20 protein-coding genes, 10 tRNA genes and 1 rRNA gene are annotated in these 17286 nt (G+C 39.0%); 3 read left to right on the top strand and 28 right to left on the bottom strand.

The window, feature by feature from the left end:
* The 12 genes from LDX58_RS22845 to LDX58_RS22900 all read right to left on the bottom strand — a co-directional run.
* A 16S ribosomal RNA gene (locus LDX58_RS22845) occupies positions 1-315 on the bottom strand; the annotation flags it as partial.
* A 195-nt stretch (positions 316-510) separates the two neighbouring features.
* Positions 511-587 (bottom strand) — tRNA-Ile (locus LDX58_RS22850).
* 41 nt (positions 588-628) lie between these two features.
* A tRNA-Gly gene (locus tag LDX58_RS22855) sits at positions 629-702 on the bottom strand.
* Between the two features lie 13 nt (positions 703-715).
* Positions 716-792 (bottom strand) — tRNA-Pro (locus LDX58_RS22860).
* Between the two features lie 28 nt (positions 793-820).
* A tRNA-Leu gene (locus tag LDX58_RS22865) sits at positions 821-907 on the bottom strand.
* Between the two features lie 31 nt (positions 908-938).
* A tRNA-Leu gene (locus tag LDX58_RS22870) sits at positions 939-1020 on the bottom strand.
* Between the two features lie 9 nt (positions 1021-1029).
* A tRNA-Asp gene (locus LDX58_RS22875) sits at positions 1030-1106 on the bottom strand.
* Positions 1107-1111: 5 nt separating this feature from the next.
* A tRNA-Val gene (locus LDX58_RS22880) sits at positions 1112-1187 on the bottom strand.
* A gap of 47 nt (positions 1188-1234) precedes the next feature.
* Positions 1235-1309: transfer RNA gene (locus LDX58_RS22885), tRNA-Glu, on the bottom strand.
* Positions 1310-1322: 13 nt separating this feature from the next.
* Positions 1323-1413: transfer RNA gene (locus LDX58_RS22890), tRNA-Ser, on the bottom strand.
* A gap of 1 nt (position 1414) precedes the next feature.
* Positions 1415-1489, bottom strand: a tRNA-Asn gene (locus LDX58_RS22895).
* A gap of 121 nt (positions 1490-1610) precedes the next feature.
* Positions 1611-2081 (bottom strand): SprT family protein, encoded by a 471-nt coding sequence (locus LDX58_RS22900; protein ID WP_265416816.1) that lies wholly within the window; start codon positions 2079-2081, stop codon positions 1611-1613.
* Between the two features lie 84 nt (positions 2082-2165).
* Between LDX58_RS22900 and cmpA the strand changes: the two genes are divergently transcribed.
* Positions 2166-2300, top strand: a complete 135-nt coding sequence (gene cmpA, locus LDX58_RS22905; RefSeq protein ID WP_227939723.1) for a cortex morphogenetic protein CmpA — start codon at positions 2166-2168, stop codon at positions 2298-2300.
* Between the two features lie 188 nt (positions 2301-2488).
* On the opposite strand, the gene LDX58_RS22910 is transcribed toward cmpA, so the two are convergent.
* The 14 genes from LDX58_RS22910 to acpS all read right to left on the bottom strand — a co-directional run bounded on the left by LDX58_RS22910 (position 2489) and on the right by acpS (position 13607).
* Positions 2489-4672 (bottom strand): Tex family protein, encoded by a 2184-nt coding sequence (locus tag LDX58_RS22910; protein ID WP_227939725.1) that lies wholly within the window; start codon positions 4670-4672, stop codon positions 2489-2491.
* A 221-nt stretch (positions 4673-4893) separates the two neighbouring features.
* Positions 4894-5493 carry a PP2C family serine/threonine-protein phosphatase gene (locus LDX58_RS22915; RefSeq protein ID WP_227939727.1) on the bottom strand — a complete coding sequence of 200 codons (600 nt, stop codon included), beginning with the start codon at positions 5491-5493 and terminating at the stop codon, positions 4894-4896.
* Complete coding sequence (sigB, locus tag LDX58_RS22920; RefSeq protein WP_227939735.1) at positions 5493-6278, bottom strand: RNA polymerase sigma factor SigB; 786 nt, start codon at positions 6276-6278, stop codon at positions 5493-5495. Before sigB ends, LDX58_RS22915 begins: the two co-directional genes overlap by 1 nt.
* Positions 6241-6726, bottom strand: a complete 486-nt coding sequence (rsbW, locus tag LDX58_RS22925) for an anti-sigma B factor RsbW (RefSeq protein ID WP_227939737.1) — start codon at positions 6724-6726, stop codon at positions 6241-6243. The genes sigB and rsbW overlap by 38 nt, the downstream gene beginning before the upstream one ends.
* The gene (locus LDX58_RS22930) at positions 6723-7046 is read right to left on the bottom strand and encodes an STAS domain-containing protein (RefSeq protein ID WP_227939739.1); all 324 of its coding nucleotides are present in this window, start codon (positions 7044-7046) and stop codon (positions 6723-6725) included. Before LDX58_RS22930 ends, rsbW begins: the two co-directional genes overlap by 4 nt.
* A 53-nt stretch (positions 7047-7099) precedes the next feature.
* Positions 7100-8110, bottom strand: coding sequence for a PP2C family protein-serine/threonine phosphatase (locus LDX58_RS22935; protein ID WP_227939741.1), 1011 nt, complete (start codon positions 8108-8110; stop codon positions 7100-7102).
* Between the two features lie 38 nt (positions 8111-8148).
* Positions 8149-8562: an anti-sigma regulatory factor gene (locus LDX58_RS22940; RefSeq protein WP_227939745.1), complete on the bottom strand. Its 414-nt coding sequence runs from the start codon at positions 8560-8562 to the stop codon at positions 8149-8151.
* A 3-nt stretch (positions 8563-8565) separates the two neighbouring features.
* Complete coding sequence (locus tag LDX58_RS22945) at positions 8566-8922, bottom strand: STAS domain-containing protein (RefSeq protein WP_227939746.1); 357 nt, start codon at positions 8920-8922, stop codon at positions 8566-8568.
* Positions 8923-8936: 14 nt separating this feature from the next.
* The gene (gene rsbRA, locus LDX58_RS22950; RefSeq protein WP_227939753.1) at positions 8937-9755 is read right to left on the bottom strand and encodes an RsbT co-antagonist protein RsbRA; all 819 of its coding nucleotides are present in this window, start codon (positions 9753-9755) and stop codon (positions 8937-8939) included.
* A gap of 146 nt (positions 9756-9901) precedes the next feature.
* Positions 9902-10252: a type II toxin-antitoxin system PemK/MazF family toxin gene (locus LDX58_RS22955; protein WP_227939760.1), complete on the bottom strand. Its 351-nt coding sequence runs from the start codon at positions 10250-10252 to the stop codon at positions 9902-9904.
* Positions 10253-10255: 3 nt separating this feature from the next.
* Positions 10256-10540 carry a CopG family ribbon-helix-helix protein gene (locus LDX58_RS22960; RefSeq protein ID WP_066159448.1) on the bottom strand — a complete coding sequence of 95 codons (285 nt, stop codon included), beginning with the start codon at positions 10538-10540 and terminating at the stop codon, positions 10256-10258.
* A gap of 184 nt (positions 10541-10724) precedes the next feature.
* Positions 10725-11861, bottom strand: coding sequence for an alanine racemase (gene alr, locus LDX58_RS22965; RefSeq protein WP_227939762.1), 1137 nt, complete (start codon positions 11859-11861; stop codon positions 10725-10727).
* 149 nt (positions 11862-12010) lie between these two features.
* Positions 12011-13021, bottom strand: coding sequence for a LolA family protein (locus tag LDX58_RS22970; protein WP_227939769.1), 1011 nt, complete (start codon positions 13019-13021; stop codon positions 12011-12013).
* Between the two features lie 229 nt (positions 13022-13250).
* Positions 13251-13607: a holo-ACP synthase gene (acpS, locus tag LDX58_RS22975; protein WP_227939771.1), complete on the bottom strand. Its 357-nt coding sequence runs from the start codon at positions 13605-13607 to the stop codon at positions 13251-13253.
* Positions 13608-13761: 154 nt separating this feature from the next.
* On the opposite strand from acpS, the gene LDX58_RS22980 reads away from it, so the two are divergent.
* Complete coding sequence (locus LDX58_RS22980; RefSeq protein WP_227939773.1) at positions 13762-14505, top strand: rhomboid family intramembrane serine protease; 744 nt, start codon at positions 13762-13764, stop codon at positions 14503-14505.
* Between the two features lie 391 nt (positions 14506-14896).
* Here LDX58_RS22980 and LDX58_RS22985 read toward each other — a convergent pair whose 3' ends face one another.
* Positions 14897-15154 (bottom strand): hypothetical protein, encoded by a 258-nt coding sequence (locus tag LDX58_RS22985; protein ID WP_227939775.1) that lies wholly within the window; start codon positions 15152-15154, stop codon positions 14897-14899.
* A gap of 88 nt (positions 15155-15242) precedes the next feature.
* Positions 15243-15569 (bottom strand): DUF2325 domain-containing protein, encoded by a 327-nt coding sequence (locus LDX58_RS22990; protein WP_227939777.1) that lies wholly within the window; start codon positions 15567-15569, stop codon positions 15243-15245.
* A gap of 194 nt (positions 15570-15763) precedes the next feature.
* Between LDX58_RS22990 and mgtE the strand changes: the two genes are divergently transcribed.
* On the top strand, positions 15764-17128 hold the full coding sequence (gene mgtE, locus LDX58_RS22995; protein ID WP_227939779.1) for a magnesium transporter: 1365 nt from the start codon (positions 15764-15766) through the stop codon (positions 17126-17128).
* Positions 17129-17286 lie beyond the last annotated feature (158 nt).

Genomic DNA, 17286 nt, shown 5'->3' on the forward strand with positions numbered 1-17286 from the left:
ATCACCCTCTCAGGTCGGCTACGCATCGTCGCCTTGGTAAGCCATTACCTTACCAACTAGCTAATGCGCCGCGGGCCCATCCCGTAGTGATAGCCGGAGCCATCTTTCATTCTAAAACCATGAGATTCTAGAAATTATCCGGTATTAGCACCGATTTCTCGATGTTATCCCGATCTACAGGGCAGGTTGCCCACGTGTTACTCACCCGTCCGCCGCTAACGTCATAAGAGCAAGCTCTTAATCAGTCCGCTCGACTTGCATGTATTAGGCACGCCGCCAGCGTTCGTCCTGAGCCAGGATCAAACTCTCCATAAAAGTGCTTGATTTGTGCTCAAACTGTATCGCTAACGATACTTCAATGCAATTTTACTAAATTGCTAAAATTGACGAGAAAATCATGTTTTCTCTTTTCGCTTGGCTTTTGTTCAGTTTTCAAAGAACTACTTTATCACTCATTGGCGACTCCTAGCATGTTACTATCAATCATCCAAAAAGTCAACATTTTATTTTTGGTGGGCCTGAGTGGACTCGAACCACCGACCTCACGCTTATCAGGCGTGCGCTCTAACCAGCTGAGCTACAGGCCCAAAAAAAGGCATAAAAAAAGAGTTAATTCTTTTTTTGAAGTTGGAGCGGGTGATGAGAATCGAACTCACATCATCAGCTTGGAAGGCTGAGGTTTTACCACTAAACTACACCCGCATATAAGAAATGATGGTCGGGAAGACAGGATTTGAACCTGCGACCCCCTGGTCCCAAACCAGGTGCTCTACCAAGCTGAGCCACTTCCCGTTCATACTATTATAAAATAAAATTGAAATGGTGCGGTTGAGAGGACTCGAACCTCCACGGGGTTATCCCCCACTAGGCCCTCAACCTAGCGCGTCTGCCATTCCGCCACAACCGCGTTTCGCACTGAATAATCATAAGTAAATAAGTGCGGGTGAAGGGACTTGAACCCCCACGTCATAAGACACTAGATCCTAAGTCTAGCGCGTCTGCCAATTCCGCCACACCCGCAAAGGTAAATGGCGGTCCGGACGGGACTCGAACCCGCGACCTCCTGCGTGACAGGCAGGCATTCTAACCAACTGAACTACCGGACCAAATATGGTGGAGGATGACGGGATCGAACCGCCGACCCCCTGCTTGTAAGGCAGGTGCTCTCCCAGCTGAGCTAATCCTCCAATGCAATAAAACTTTCATAACTTCTTAGTTTAGCAATATAAAGATTTGGTGACCCGTACGGGAATCGAACCCGTGATACCGCCGTGAAAGGGCGGTGTCTTAACCGCTTGACCAACGGGCCATTTTTGAAATAGTGGCGGAGAAGGAGGGATTTGAACCCTCGCGCCGCGTAAACGACCTACACCCTTAGCAGGGGCGCCCCTTCAGCCACTTGGGTACTTCTCCGTGGCTCCACAGGTAGGACTCGAACCTACGACCGATCGGTTAACAGCCGATTGCTCTACCACTGAGCTACTGTGGAACGCGATGCCGACTTGAATATTCTAATACAGAATAACCAATAAGTCAACATTTATTATCACTGGCTTGTTCAGCGACTTCTATAATATAGCACAAGACATTCTAAAAACGCAAGAGTGATTTTATATTTTTTTTAGTTTTCCTTTGCACTTCCCACAAACAAAACGTCGTACATCAATTCTACGTTTACGCCTATATTCTAGAGCACACGCCACACACTTATACAGATGAAGTGTTTGAGTAGTATTTTGAGATCCAGGAATTATCTCACAAAATCTAGGAGCGCCTACCTTCTTCATAAGAGCTTTAAAATCATCATCTCGGTGCTGATATCCTTTACCTTGAAGATGAAGATGATAATGACAAAGTTCATGCTTAATAATTCCAATCAAAGCTTCTTCACCAAAAAACGTTAATTGCTTAGGATTAATTTCAATGTTATGACTCCTTAGCAAATAACGTCCTCCCGTTGTCCGAAGGCGTTTATTAAACAATGCTGTGTGTTTAAACGGCCAGTGAAAATAATCATTAGAAATTTGTTCTACCAGCAATTGCAGCTGATCATCAGTTATGACATTATAATTTTCATCCATAAATTACACCAATCCTTCAACTATGACAAACCCTCATACATATAATAATCTAAATCGAGTAAGTTGTTAAGGAGATGGTTGCCTATGCCTATGTGGCTAAGACAACAATTAAAGCAAGCTTATTTAGATAAAGACCACTACCAAATAAAAGTTCTTAACCAGTGTTGGTTCTATTACAAAGAAAGAGAGACAGAAGAAATCCAATCGAAGTACACATAACGGCTGAGCCTTTTCTATGATTTTAAGCTTTATGAATGCATCCCTCCTAAGGTCGCGCAACATATGGAGAGATTTTTTCCTTTTTCGGCGTAGGAATTAAAGAGCGTCTACGAACTTACTGCTACAATTTTAATTCAAGCAGAAAAGGTGACGTAATCGCTCGAAGTCACGTCACCTTTTTTCAATAGTTAAGAAGTAAGTTGCGCTTCTGGCTTTTTCATCGTTAAAGAAACTCGACCTTTTTGGGTATCTACTTGTTCTACCCATACCGTCACGATGTCACCGACCGTTACTACCTCTAAAGGATGTTTAATAAATCGATTCGTCAACTTAGAAATATGAACTAAACCGTCTTGTTTCACTCCAATATCAACAAAAGCACCGAAATCAACAACATTTCGAACCGTCCCTTGCAATTCCATTCCTACTTGCAAATCCTCCATCTTCAAAACATCCTGTTTTAACAAAGGCTTCGCTATTTCATCACGCGGGTCTCTCGAAGGGCGAATTAAATTGTCTACCATATCCTTCAATGTTGGAGTCCCAACTTCAAGCTCAGTCGCTAATTCTGAAATGTTGATAGCTTGTAATTCCTCTTTAACTTTCTCTGTCCCTATTTCTTTTACAGTTGCTCCAATATGCTTCAGCAACTTTTCCGTTTCTTTATAACTTTCAGGGTGAATCGCAGTTGCATCAAGTGGCTGTTCTCCTTCTTGAATACGAAGAAATCCAATTGCTTGTTCATACGTTTTCGCACCAAGGCGAGGAATTTTTTTTAATTGTTTTCGATTCGTAAAGCGCCCTTCTTCCTCACGGCGGTTAACAATATTTGTCGCAACCGCTTTTGAAAGACCTGCTACATATTGTAATAAAGAAACAGACGCTGTATTCACATTCACTCCAACTTGGTTAACAGCTGTCTCTACTACAAATGTTAAAGATTCATTTAAGCGTTTTTGCGATACGTCATGCTGATATTGACCGACCCCGACTGATTTGGGGTCAATTTTCACAAGTTCAGCTAGAGGGTCTTGAAGACGTCTAGCAATAGAAACTGCACTTCTTTCCTCAACCTTCAAATCAGGAAATTCCTCTCTAGCTAATTCCGAAGCTGAGTAAACACTCGCTCCCGCCTCATTAACAATTAAATAATAGACCGATTGATCGAGTTGCTTGATAACATCTGCGATAAATTGTTCCGTCTCTCTAGAAGCTGTGCCATTACCAACAGCAATCATCTCTACCGAATGCTTTTTGATAAACGATTTTACCGTTTCGGTCGCCTTATTAATTTCATTACGTGGTGGCGTAGGATAAATAACGGCTATATCAAGTACCTTGCCTGTCGCATCAATCACAGCAAGTTTACAACCCGTACGATAGGCTGGGTCGACTCCTAATACAACCTTGTCCTTCATCGGTGGTTGCAAAAGCAGTTGGCGTAAATTTTCTGAAAAAATATGGATAGCTTGTTCTTCCGCTTTTTCAGTTAACTCATTCCTGATATCACGTTCAACAGAAGGTTCAATTAAACGTTTATATCCATCTTCAATAGCCTCTGCCACAACAGCTGCAGTAGGAGAATGAGGATAAATGATTACTTTACGTTTAATATTCTCAATAATTCGCTCGCCCGGAAACACTAAGGAGACGCGAAGAATTCCTTCCTTTTCACCGCGATTCATTGCTAGAACTCGGTGAGGGACAATCGCCTTTATCGCTTCTTCATATTCATAGTACATTTCAAAGATCGCTTTCTCATCAGCTTCTTGATCTTTGACCGTTGTTTTCATCTTTCCATCTTTAAATCCTGATAAGCGAATAGCCTTACGAAGTTCCGCATCATCCGAAATCCACTCTGCAATTATATCTTGCGCTCCTTTAACCACTTCTTCATTCGTCGTCAAATCATGGTCCTCATTTATGTATTTAGCTGCTTCTACTTCGACAAAACCTGTTTTCGGAAAATTAAACAACCAGGTGGCAAAAGGTTCGAGACCCTTCTCTTTCGCAACCGTCGCTCTTGTTCTTCGTTTTTGTTTATAAGGACGGTATAAATCTTCAATTTCTTGAAGCTTTTTGGCTTTCTGTATTTTAACACTCAATTCATCTGTTAATTTACCTTGCTCATCGATTAAACGAATGACTTCCTCTTGGCGGTTGGTTAGTTGATTGGCGTACTCCCATTTCTCAACGATCATTCGAATTTGAACTTCATCAAGGCCACCTGTCATTTCTTTACGATACCTTGCAATAAAAGGAACCGTATTTCCCTCTTCGACCAGTTTAATTAATTGCTCTATGTAGGATTGCTTTACGTTCAAGTCTTTAGCGATCGATAGAATCGTTTCACTATGTTTTACCTCGTTCATCCCAACACCTCATTTAATATAGAATATAGTAATCATAGCATAAGTTATAATGAAAATTATTACATACTAAAAAAGGCAACTCCAAATAGATTGAATCCATAGTCTAGGATCTATTTTAGAGTTACCTTTAAAAGCACATATTTTAAAATAGGAAAAACAATAGGCACATTCAAGTTATCGCTTTTACTAAAAGCAGACCATGCGAGAGAATCCTCTACTACCTAAAATAATTTCCCTACAAGAATCGTCACATCATCTATTGCATAGTGCTCTTCTGAAAATAAGGACTTAATCTCATTTTTAGGAGACTTCATCTGAAGGAAAAGATTTTTATCGGGTCGCTTTTTCAAACCATCTGAGTACAAAACAAAAGCACTGTCGCTTAAATAAGGAAAAGAAGATGTTTTAATCGGTTGTTTTCTTCCAGATAAATACCCTCTAGCAGGCACCGGTTGAACGGTTGTCCCATCAGATAAATACAAAACAAACCCAATGTTCCCATGATTACAATAACTTATTTTACGGTTATGGTAATCAATTTTAATGACTGTTAAGACCGCTCCTCTTTTATTAACCAGCGCCTCATTACATGCTTCAACGATTTGATTCAAGCTCAGTTCCTGGTAAGCTTCAATTACATCTATAGCGGCTTTGGAAGATTGAAACGCACTTTCACCACTACCCAAACCATCAACAATGGCACAAATGGTATAGCCTTCCGTTTGAATAACCTTATGGGCATCACCAGAACAGCTTTTACCAGGCTTTGCTCGTTCAAATGCAGCCACTTCCAACTCTTTGTCACTATAATACGTAACCACTATAGAATCTCCGAAGGTTCTATTTGTATCGATTTCCTCAGTTTCTCAAGTGCTTTACGTTGCAACCGAGAAACATGCATTTGTGAGATACCCATTTTATCTCCTGCTTCTTTTTGACTACAGTTGTTAAAGTACGTATAGACTATAATTTCTTTTTCACGTTCACTCAATACATCGAACGCTTTTTCGAGCAATATCTTTTGATCCGTCTCTTCAAACCCTGTATCTACATTTCCAACTAGATCAAGTAAGTTTACCTCTCCACCTTCTTGATCCGCTTCAAGTGATCGATCAACAGAAAGAGCTTGATAGCTTTTACTCATTTCCATCGTTTCCAACACTTCTTCTTCCGAAACCTCTAAATACTCGGCTAATTCATGAACTAAAGGTGAACGTTGCAGTTCGACGGTCAGCGCTTCTACTGCATGTTTAATTTTCGGACCTAACTCTTTGATTCGTCTTGGTACATGAACACTCCATGTCTTATCTCGAATAAACCTTTTAATCTCTCCAACAATTGTCGGAACAGCAAAAGACTCAAAACTTCTACCAAAACTAACGTCAAATCTTTTTATCGCAGCAAGCAGTCCGACCATCCCTACTTGAAACATATCTTCTTCATAATCTCGACCTTTAGAAAACTTTCGTGACAACGAGCGAACTAAAGCCTCATAATGCTGAACAAGCTTTAATTGCGCGTCCGAGTCATCGAATTGTTGATAGTTTTGAATCCATTCATATACTTCCTCATTGTTCTGGTTGTGTCTGTGAGATTCGTTCGACATCTCGTTCCACCTCATCTCCATGAAGGAACTTTGTCATAATAAGTACGATACCGGATTCGTCGTTTATTTCCACTTTATCCATCAAGGTATTAATTAGGAATAAGCCTAAACCACCCTCTTTTAAATCGACTACTGGGCGGCTTGCATCGACTGGCCCAAGTCTTTCACGGACACTTCCAATGTCGAAGCTTTGTCCTTGATCGGCCACAACAATTTCCAACCGATTATCGTACAAGTAATAGGAGACATTCATCACTCCCCCTTCCTCATAAGCGTGGTTTACGACGTTGGTACATGCTTCTGCAACTGCAATCTTCATATCTTCAATATCATCGTATGAAAATCCAATCCGATTGGCAATTCCAGAAACAGTCAAACGGACAACCCCCACATATTCCGGCTTTGCCGGAACACTCATTTGTATGTGGTCTGCCTCATGTTGTTTCATTTCGATGCCTCCCCCTCTTCAATTGTAATAACTTCATTTAACCCCGTTATTGTAAAAAGACGTTGAATTCGTTCAGTCATCCCCGTAAGGATTAAATCACCCTTATGAATATGGGTTGCCTTAAGCGCTCCAATGAAAATACCTAAGCCTGTACTATCAATGTAATGAACATCCGTCAAATCGACTTTTATATTTCTCCCCAATTCGGTGAGAGGCGTTAATTCTTCACGTAGTTTCGGCGCTGTATAAGCATCAATTTCACCTGACAAGAATAAAACTGTCGTATCCAATCTATTTTCTTGACGTATAGTTAAATTCAAAGTACTTCCCCCTTCATATTATGTATTTACTTCTATACCCTATGACGAGATAGTTAAACCCTTCTTATAATAATTAAAGTAAAATCATCTCTCAATGAAAAATTTTGAAGGCTAGCAAGCTCTTGATAGACGTTATTTACTATTTCTTGAGTAGACAGATGCATATACTTTCTAATGAATGTCACGATTTCCTCACGTTCAATAAATCGATCCTCCACCCGACACTCTGTTACTCCGTCCGAAAGAAAGACAATAAAATCTCCTTCTTCAATTTTTTTATAATATTCTCTAAAATGAGGTTTCTTGGTAACTCCGAGGACAATTCCCTTTGCATAAAGCTCCTCAAATTGATCCTCTTTTGCCCGGTAGAAAAATCCTGGTTCATGACCAGCACCAGCATAATGAAACTCATGGCTTCTTGTATCATATGAACCATACATCATCGTTATAAACATACTATTATTAACATTTTGCTCGACGACTCTGTTAACATTTTCCAGTAAAGCTGCAGGCTGCAGACGCTGTTCAGGTAAGCTATCCATTGCGTATTTAATCATTGACATACATAAGGCTGCCGGAACTCCTTTTCCAATAATATCGGCTATCGCTATACCTATACAGCCATTGTCATCTTTAATATAATGGTAATAGTCGCCACTCATTTTATGAGCCGGCACACTAATCACTCCTATATCAAGACTTTCTGTATCGGGAACGACCTCAGGAAGAAAGGTCTGCTGCATGTTAGCAGCTACATCTATTTCGGATTCCAACTCGAGTTGCCGGTCTCTTAAACTTTGATGCTCCCGGTAAGCTAGTCCATATCCCATCATGACTTCTAGTAGCAAATCAAACGAATCTAAGATTTCCTCAGGTACAGTTGGGAATAATTCTACCAATACGGTCTGGTGTAAACTTACTAGTTCTTCAGGAGAAATCTGTTGTTCCAGCAAAACCTTACTAAATTGCTGAGCTTCATATAATCCTAATTCACTTTTTCGATGAATAAATGTTTGTAAAATCTCTTTATAGGTCCGTTCTAAATTTTCAACAGTCTGTTTCAATAGAAGCCCTCCTTTAACGTAAAGTAGCCAAGCCGGACTCACCGAAGCCATTTAGTCGACGTAACCGTTGTACCTTCACCCTTTTCTGAATTGATCGAAAAGTCATCCATTAAACGTTCAACCCCGGGTAAACCAGCTCCCATGCCACCAGATGTCGTAAATCCATCCATCATCACTTGCTTAATATCAGGAATTCCCGGACCACGATCTCTAGCTATGATCTTTATTCCTTTTCGTAAACCAAGTTTGCTTGGTTTTTCTACTAATTCTAGGCATATTTCTCCTCGTTTAGCGTAAAGGTATATATTACGGGCAAGCTCAGAAATAGCCGTCGTGATTCGCGCTTGATCAACACTACCAAATCCAATCTCTTTTGATAAAGAGCGGCCAGCTTGTCTAGCTGCAACAATCCCCCATTCATTTTTCACCTCAATACAGGATTGGGTTTCCATCAGCTACCCCTCCAATTCCTGTTGCAACTTTTCAAGACCTTGTTCTAGATCAAGCGCAGTTTGAACATCATTGAGTGTAATTCCCATATCAATAAGTGTAATGGCAACAGCCGGTTGAATACCCGTTAAGACCACTTTCGCACCCATTAGGTTAGACATATCGACAACATCTCCTAGTACTTTGGCGATGAACGAGTCAATCATATCAACTGACGTTAAATCAATGACGACCCCGAGTGATCCCTCTAGGTGAATCTTATTAAGAAGATCTTCTTGAAATTGCAAGGCCGTTCGGTCGTCTAAATCGACTTGAACACTTACTAATAAATACTGATGTAATTTCAAAATTGGAATTCTCATCGGTTTTCCCCCACCTACAAATCAATCATTTTCTTATTTGTTAACTCTAATGCTGTCTCAATTCCTTTTCTTAATGTGCTTTTTGTTGGAAATTTACTTAAATCTATACCAAGGTTAACAATGGTCTGAGCGATTTCTGGTCTAATTCCAACTAAGATACATTTGGCCCCAACTAAACGCACTGCTTCCGAAGCTTGAATAATGTGGTGCGCAACCATCGTATCTACAACTGGTACACCTGTAATATCGATTAGGACCACCTGCGATCGATGTTCAATGACTCCTTCTAATAAATTCTCCATCACCAACTTAGCTCTAGCCGTATCAATCGTCCCGATTAGAGGCATGACAGTCACACCTTCTAAAACTGGAATTAAAGGCGCAGATAATTCAAGTAATGAAAGTTTTTGCATTTCAATAATGTCTTCCCAAGTCCCCGTGTAATCATGAACAAGTTGATTAATAATTCCATCAATCCAACTTTCAAGTTCACTAAAAGTAGAAAGAACATCTGCTATGTTTGACTCACCCTCTGAAAGGAGCGCCAGGTTTACTCGACGAAAGGCTTGAAGACCTTGTGTAAAGTAAGCAAGTGGCCAGCCACTTTGAATATACTCTTCAGCAAAAGAGCTCAGCCGCATTTTCGCTTCCTTCTCATCCATATCTACCATTTCGATGATAAAATGCATAAATTCCTGATTCATATTTTCATAGACTGAATCCGAAATGGACTCTAAATAATTATCTTGTCTTACAATTTCTAGTTCTTTCTTCCAAAGATTCATCAACATTTCTCTTTGATGGCTAATAAACGAAACAATATAAGGTTGCATAACTTGTCCTCCTGTAAGTTCTTTATATCCATTATTTCATGATTGAAAAAGAGTTGCAAAGATAAACGCATAAAAAAATGATAGATAATGCTCTTAACTCCATGCAAAAAAACCTCATTTCAGCAATGAGGTTTTTATTTCACAAACTAAAAATCAATAAGTCCTAAACTTATGAAGAGAGCATCATTCACACGACTCATCATATCATCGTCTAAGTGTGTAATCTTATCAGTTAGCCTTTGCTTATCAATCGTTCTAACTTGTTCAAGTAAGATAACGGAGTCACGATCAAAACCATACCGCTTGGCATTGATTTCAACGTGTGTTGGTAACTTCGCCTTTTGGATTTGAGCTGTAATAGCAGCCACAATCACCGTCGGGCTAAAGCGGTTCCCAATGTCATTTTGTATAACGAGTACAGGACGAACTCCGCCTTGCTCTGAACCAACAACAGGTGAGAGATCCGCAAAGTATACGTCGCCTCTTTTTACAATCAAGGGCTACACCCCACTCACTAAGCGATCGAGGGTATTCTCTGCTTCCTCCTCGGCAAGAAAAGATTCTGATGCAATGTTTAGGTTAATTTTCGCCATTTCCATGTAGCCTTGCTGCATAGTCTCCCGAATTTGACGTTTCTTACGTTCGCGAAGATACATTTTTGTTGCTTGTGAAATAAACTCACTGCGATTGACGTTTTCCTTTTTGATCACACCGTCCACCTCGTTCAACAAATGTTGTGGCAAATTGATTACAATGCGCTTTGTGCTTTGCTCTGACACAAACATCCACCCCCAGCATCCACCATTAACTTTATGCTAATTTATTTTTTCACTTTTTAAACAGATGCTTCCTTTTTATATCCATATTTAATCATAGCACTAGCTTTATTGAAATGCAAAGGCCCAATGGTCTATCTTTTCATTTTCTTATTTAGACCAACAAGAAATATATATTCACGCTTTATCCTTTTTAGTCCAAATAAACTCTTGGCACTCTTTGACCAATTACACATGGGATTTCGTAGTTGATGGTTCCAAGTCTCTTTGCAACTTCATCCATTGTTATTTTATCACTTCCGTCTTCCCCAATCAATGTTACAAGCGTACCTGTTTCCACTCGTTCAGGTAAACGAACCATGCATTGATCCATACAGATTCGTCCTACAAAAGGAGCTCGTTTCCCATTTATCAGAACCTCTCCGCCATTTGTACTATGATACCTGAGCCAACCATCTGCGTAACCAATTGGGATCGTTCCAATCCATTCCGTCTCTTTTGTTCGGTACGTTGCACCGTAGCTTATCGTTTCATCAGCAGGTAGCTCCTTCACTTGAACAAGGCGACTTTTGAGCGAAAAAGCCTGTTTTAATTGAACAGGAAGTTCCTTTGTGATCTCAGGTGATGGTGTAAGTCCGTACATCGAAATTCCTAATCGAAACACGTTGAAGTTTTTTTCTGGGAAACGTAGACCAGCTGCGCTATTACCACTATGAATCAAAGGCACATCAATCTGCCATTCTTTTAACCAATCAAGCATCGTTAAAAATTGTTTATGTTGCTTATTCACGTATGAGATATCGAGTTCATCGGCTGTCGCATAGTGTGTAAACACGCCATTAACCTCGAATTGCTGTTTGTTCTTAACTAGAAACTCAAACAAAGCGTCAGCCTCTTCTCTAGTTCGAATCCCAATCCTACCCATACCTGTATCGAATTTCAAATGAATTTGGATTGTTTCATTAGGAGAAAGCTGTTTCTTTGCTTCTTCTAACCATTCCACTTGGAACACCGTAACGATGATTTGATTTTTTTGAGCCACTAACACATCATTTGGTCTAATTCGACCAAGAACAAGAATCGGAGCCTGAATATCCGCTTCACGCAAAAGAATGGCTTCATCTAATAGAGCAACCGCTAAGTAAGTCGCTCCAGAACTCAAAGCCTTTTTTGCAACCTCTACCGCACCATGGCCATAACCATTGGCTTTTACAACCGCCATCACATTCATATCTTTGTCATGATAAAGGGAGCTAATCGCTTTTACATTCTGGCTGACTGCCGTTAAATCAATTTCTGCCCATGTATCGCGATAAAATTCTTGACTCATGTTTTTTCCTCTCCTACCCAGCAAAGGTTTTCTATCTGTTTCATTCCTTAATAGTTATCTTCATATTCTACCATAATGTCACTTTAAAATGAAAAAGGAGGATGAATTAAAAGGGCTAATATTCCCCTGTAATTCATCCTCGGTAACGATTATTTTTCCTCTGTCCCATAGACAGAACTTGCAATAGACATCATCTCTTCTGTACTTAAGTTTTCTGATGCAAGGAAGAAGTCAACGCCGTTGTAAGACCACATAAGTGATTCGTCTGTCATAACACCGATTGTAAATCCAAGGTCAACCGGCTCACCTGAACTCATATTCATCGGTGTTGAAGCTGGAACCACTTGACTTTGTTCCTGAATCAACGTAAATGGTTGTTCACCCATATATTGAAGAACAACACGCTCTCCATTTTCTGATTCAATGTTTCTCGAGGAATCAAACTTAGTACCATCTGGTGTGTACATTGGATAATAAACCGTCATCGCTTCTAATGGTTCTGCCATTGCTGGTTCTTCGGTCATTTGAGCACCCGTCATGTTACGCTCCATATCGAAGTCCCCTTCATTGAAGCTTGCATTCCATTCAAAGCTTGTAAAGTCAAGCTGAACAAGTACTTCAAGATCAGCATTCATGATTTTTACTTGCGCAGGTGACAAGTCCTTTTTATTTAATTTGATTTCCTGTGTACTTAAATTTTTATTTTGATAGTTTGTGTTCGTTTGAAAGATATAATAGTCTTCATCAGCTTGGAAAGAACGCTCTGGATCCATTAAAATATCTTGGATAAGCGATTCATACAAATACACCTGACTGCTGTTTGTTGGCCAGTCACTTTGGAAACGGAAACTCTTGTTTAAAGCAGGTGTCAACACGAAAACTCCATCATCATTACGTAGGATGATTTGACTTTGGTCTTTGTTTTCATTTTGTAAGGCTACACGATAATAGCTTTTTACTTGATGCCAAACATCGACCTCATAAGTCTGTAGATCCTTTCCTGTTTCTAACGTCATCGTTGACTTCGCTTTGTACCCAGTCATTTCCGAAAGCTTGTTGTCTAAATCAGTCATAATATCTTCCTGTGTTTTTTCGCCGCAACCTACGAGGATCATAGATAGTAGTAACCCTAGAGTAGCGAACCAGATTGCTTTTTTCATGCTTTCACCCCTTTGTCTCATTTGAATGAAGAGAGCGAACACATTCAAGAGACGGCTTCTCATAGTTGTGTGTTCCGCTTTAGCTATCAGTAAGAAAGACTGGTATCCTTACTAATATAAAACCGAAACTTCTTTGTAGAAAATAGACCTGACTCTGCCTGAATGACTTGATCTCTTCTATTCGCTCTACAACTATATGAGACAACCTTGAGCAATATGCAGACTAGCTTTACAAGCTTTCAATTAAAACTTGTGCAACTGCATATGTTTTACTATGGGAAATAGATAGATGAACTTTTTCGCTAAATCCTGCCACAACTAGGATTGGCCTCCCAGTCGGTTCCTTTCTGACCTCGATATCTTGCCAGCTATAACTGGCCGAAATTCCTGTACCAATTGCTTTCACAAAAGCTTCTTTTGCTGCAAATCTTCCTGCCAAATACTCAATTTGCCTAGTTCCGCCGAGTCCCATAAAGATATTTGCTTCAAAAGGCGTTAAGATTCGATCAATAAATCGCGGTTGTCGCTTCATCACTTTTGATATGCGATCAAGTTCAACAATGTCAATTCCAATTCCACTAATCATCTATGTAATCCCTACTTTCATATAGTACGTTTGAATTCGTATCCATCAACTAAGATAGTCTTACTCATCACTATCGTCCTTATTTCATACTCTCTTAACAAAGGTATTTTGAACATTTTCTGTTATAATAGCAGATAGAAAAGGAGGCCGTATCATGTTTATCCGAAACGAAAGCTTCTATTCGTTTAGACGATCTTATCCAATTATTACAGTTCTAGTAGCCATTCATCTACTTTTATTTATTTGGATGAACTTTTTACCTGGAGGACGCTTGATACTCACAATGGGAATTGGGAATAATTTAGCCGTTGCCTATGGAGAATATTGGCGTATAGTTACACCCATATTCATGCATATCGGTATTGGGCACGTTATTTTTAATTCTTTTTCACTTGTCATTTTCGGTCCCGCTCTCGAGAGAATGCTTGGCAAGGTTAAGTTTCTTTTGGTTTACTTATTGACGGGCATTATAGCAAATATCGCCACTTTTTATCTAGGTAGTCCTTCTATGCAACACCTTGGTGCCTCTGGTGCTATCTTTGGCTTACTCGGACTTTATGTGTATCTCGTTATCTATCGTAAAGATCTTATTGATTCTGCCAATTCTCAGCTCGTTATGACGATTATCTTAATTGGTTTAGTGATGACGTTCGTTAACTCCAACATTAATGTCCTTGCTCATTTATTCGGATTGATTGCAGGTGCTGCTCTAGGCCCACTGATTCTTATTGGAGTGAAGCCTTATTACGCAAGTCGTGTGATCATTGATGACGGACCGCCAACCTTCAACCCTAACCGTTGGCAAAAAAAGAGAGTATCCAATAAGCGCCTTAAAGCAGCATTATGGATTGGTTTTGCTGTACTTGTTGCTGCTGGAATTCTAGCGCAACTCTTCTAATCATTTTTTTAAAAAAATGATTAATTACACGTAAAACGCAATAGATAAACATCCATTGCGTTTTCTTGATTTTATGCCTTTAAAAACTAGTTACTCATTTGTTATGTATGCACATACCTTTACCCTACTGCTCTTCCTGCAATGTCAACACCCATCTAAAAAAATAAATACAATTTATTGCGCTTCAAACGGCTATCTAGTTCCGACCTCTGCCTTTTTGTTAAAATAAACATATCTTTTGGCATTGAGAAGATCGACAACCTCCATTTGCTGAGGACCCTCACAGTTCGAACAATAGAGTTTAAAGATGTCCCCATATAAAGTGCTAAGCTTCTCATCCATTTCAAGCAATATTTTCTCGAAGAACAATTCTTCTTCATTGAAATCGAACCTAGTTGGTATGCTCATTAATTGAAGATATGTCTATTTTACAAATCATTTCTTTTTCACTTTTTACTGACATTAGTAAACAAAGTAACTGATCAGTCACTTTGGCAGATGTAACAATGAAATGCTGATCTGAATCAAACAAATCTTGGTCTAATTTACTCCAATACTCACTAATTAATTTCAGTGTTTCAAAATTCGTTCTTAATGAACAAGGTGTTTTTAAAAAGGCTTTAACAATATCATTAATCGTATTCTGCACAGCTTCCTTCCAACAACTGTACGACCCATCAAAATACCGATATGGGCATTCTAAAAAAGATGCATAAGAAATCATCGTCATGTTCTTTTTAGCGTTCCTTCGTTAATTGACAACTTTTTAGATTGGAGCAACAATAATCACACTTTCCAATGGCTTGATAGATAGAACACCATGAACGCTTTGCATAACAGACTGGTATCGCTTGTTCCATCGCTCTCCTTTTTAGGACTGCTGTTAAATTATGATTAATAAAATCTGTTAACACAAGAATAAGATCAATATGAGAAGGGATTTCTTTCTTTACCATTTGAACCTTGCGACCATCCATATGAATAATCTCATTAAAACCAAGTCCTTCCAATTTTTTTGGAATTGACCCTAGTCGATCTGCGCCTACTATTAATAAAGAAGACAACTCTCCACCTCCAACGTTGATAATAATTATCAATATCATAAATGAAATTGATTCTCATTGTCAACACTTTAAAAAATTTGAATAACTCATGTAACCTGTTTATTTACCTTGAATTTCTTTCATTAATATGAAAGAACCGTTTTACTTAATAGCCTTTTTTTTGTAAAGTAAGAAATGAAGATTGGAGGGACAAAATGATCGCTAACATGACAGAAGATCAATTATTAGTGTTAATAATAAAATATATGAGAGAGGCCAAACGTGGAGCATTACAGGAAATACTTGATGAGCTACAACCTTATGATTTTGCACAACTTTATAAAGGGTTACCTGAAAAGCATCATCATAAATTCCTGACATTTTTGACGCCTTCGCAAATAGCTGATTTAATCCAAGAATTAGATCATGATGTCCAAATTGAAATTTTACATAAACTTGGAATTGAGCGTTCATCTAAAGTTATGAATTTGATGGACAATGATGATCTTGCCGATCTTTTGAACGAGCTTTCAGTCGACAAAATCCAAGAATTTCTCGATGTAATGAAAAAAGAAGATTCTCAAAACATCCAATCATTAATGAGTTACCCTGCTGATACAGCAGGGGGGATTATGACAAATCAATTTATTTGGATTCATGCTAATCAAACAGTTAGGCAAGCTGTTGACAAACTCAAAGAGTATGCAAGTTTTTCTGAGAACATTTATTATCTTTACGTAATTAATGCTGAAAAAAAACTAGTTGGGGTTGTTTCCTATCGTGATTTATTAATCGCTGATATAGATGAAGTCATTGAGGATCTGATGTTCACAAGAGTAGTCGCTGTCCATGTCGAAGACGATCAAGAAGAAGTTGCTCAAACCATTGAACGCTATGACTTCATAGCCGTGCCTGTTGTAGATGATCAAAATGTATTAAAAGGCATCATCACCGTAGATGATGCGATTGATGTTATGATTCAAGAAGCAAATGAAGACATTGAAAAACTATCAGCAACTGGTAAAGCGATTGATTTTAATACTAAAGCCGTTACAGCCTCAATGCGTCGTCTTCCATGGCTCGTTCTATTATTATTTATTGGCCTTGTTTCTGGAAGTATCATTAGCGGTTTTGAACAGACATTAGAACAAGCCGTTTCCCTTATTTTCTTTATGCCGATGATAGCCGGTATGACAGGTAATACAGGGACTCAATCACTAGCAGTAGTCGTAAGAGGAATTATTACTCATGACACAGACCGTAAAACGGTCATTAAACTTATTTTACGCGAATTAAGAGTCGGAATTATTATTGGAATTATTTGTAGCATTCTTATTTTCTTAATTGCGTATATTTGGTTAGGCAGTTTGATTTTGGGGTTTGTTGTAGGTAGTTCATTATTAATCACGCTCATCGTCGGCACACTGGCGGGAACGATTATTCCGCTAACATTAAATCGATTGGGCGTGGATCCAGCTGTTGCTTCTGGCCCACTTATTACTACATTAAATGATATCTTTTCCCTTATTATTTATTTTGGGCTTGCTTCGGCATTTTTAACTCAATTACAGGGATTATAGATTACGTTCTATTTAATTGAGACAGGAGCGAACTTTTGCTGTTCATATAGTGAAGGACTAAACAAAGTCAATTGAACATAACCTAGCCCACGAAACAAAATTCAACAAATTTCCTCGGAAATAGACAAATACTACAAAACCTCTATTTGGAAAGCTGG

Source organism: Alkalihalobacillus deserti (genome assembly GCF_020734105.1).
Classification (GTDB): Bacteria; Bacillota; Bacilli; order Bacillales; family Bacillaceae_D; genus Halalkalibacter; species Halalkalibacter deserti.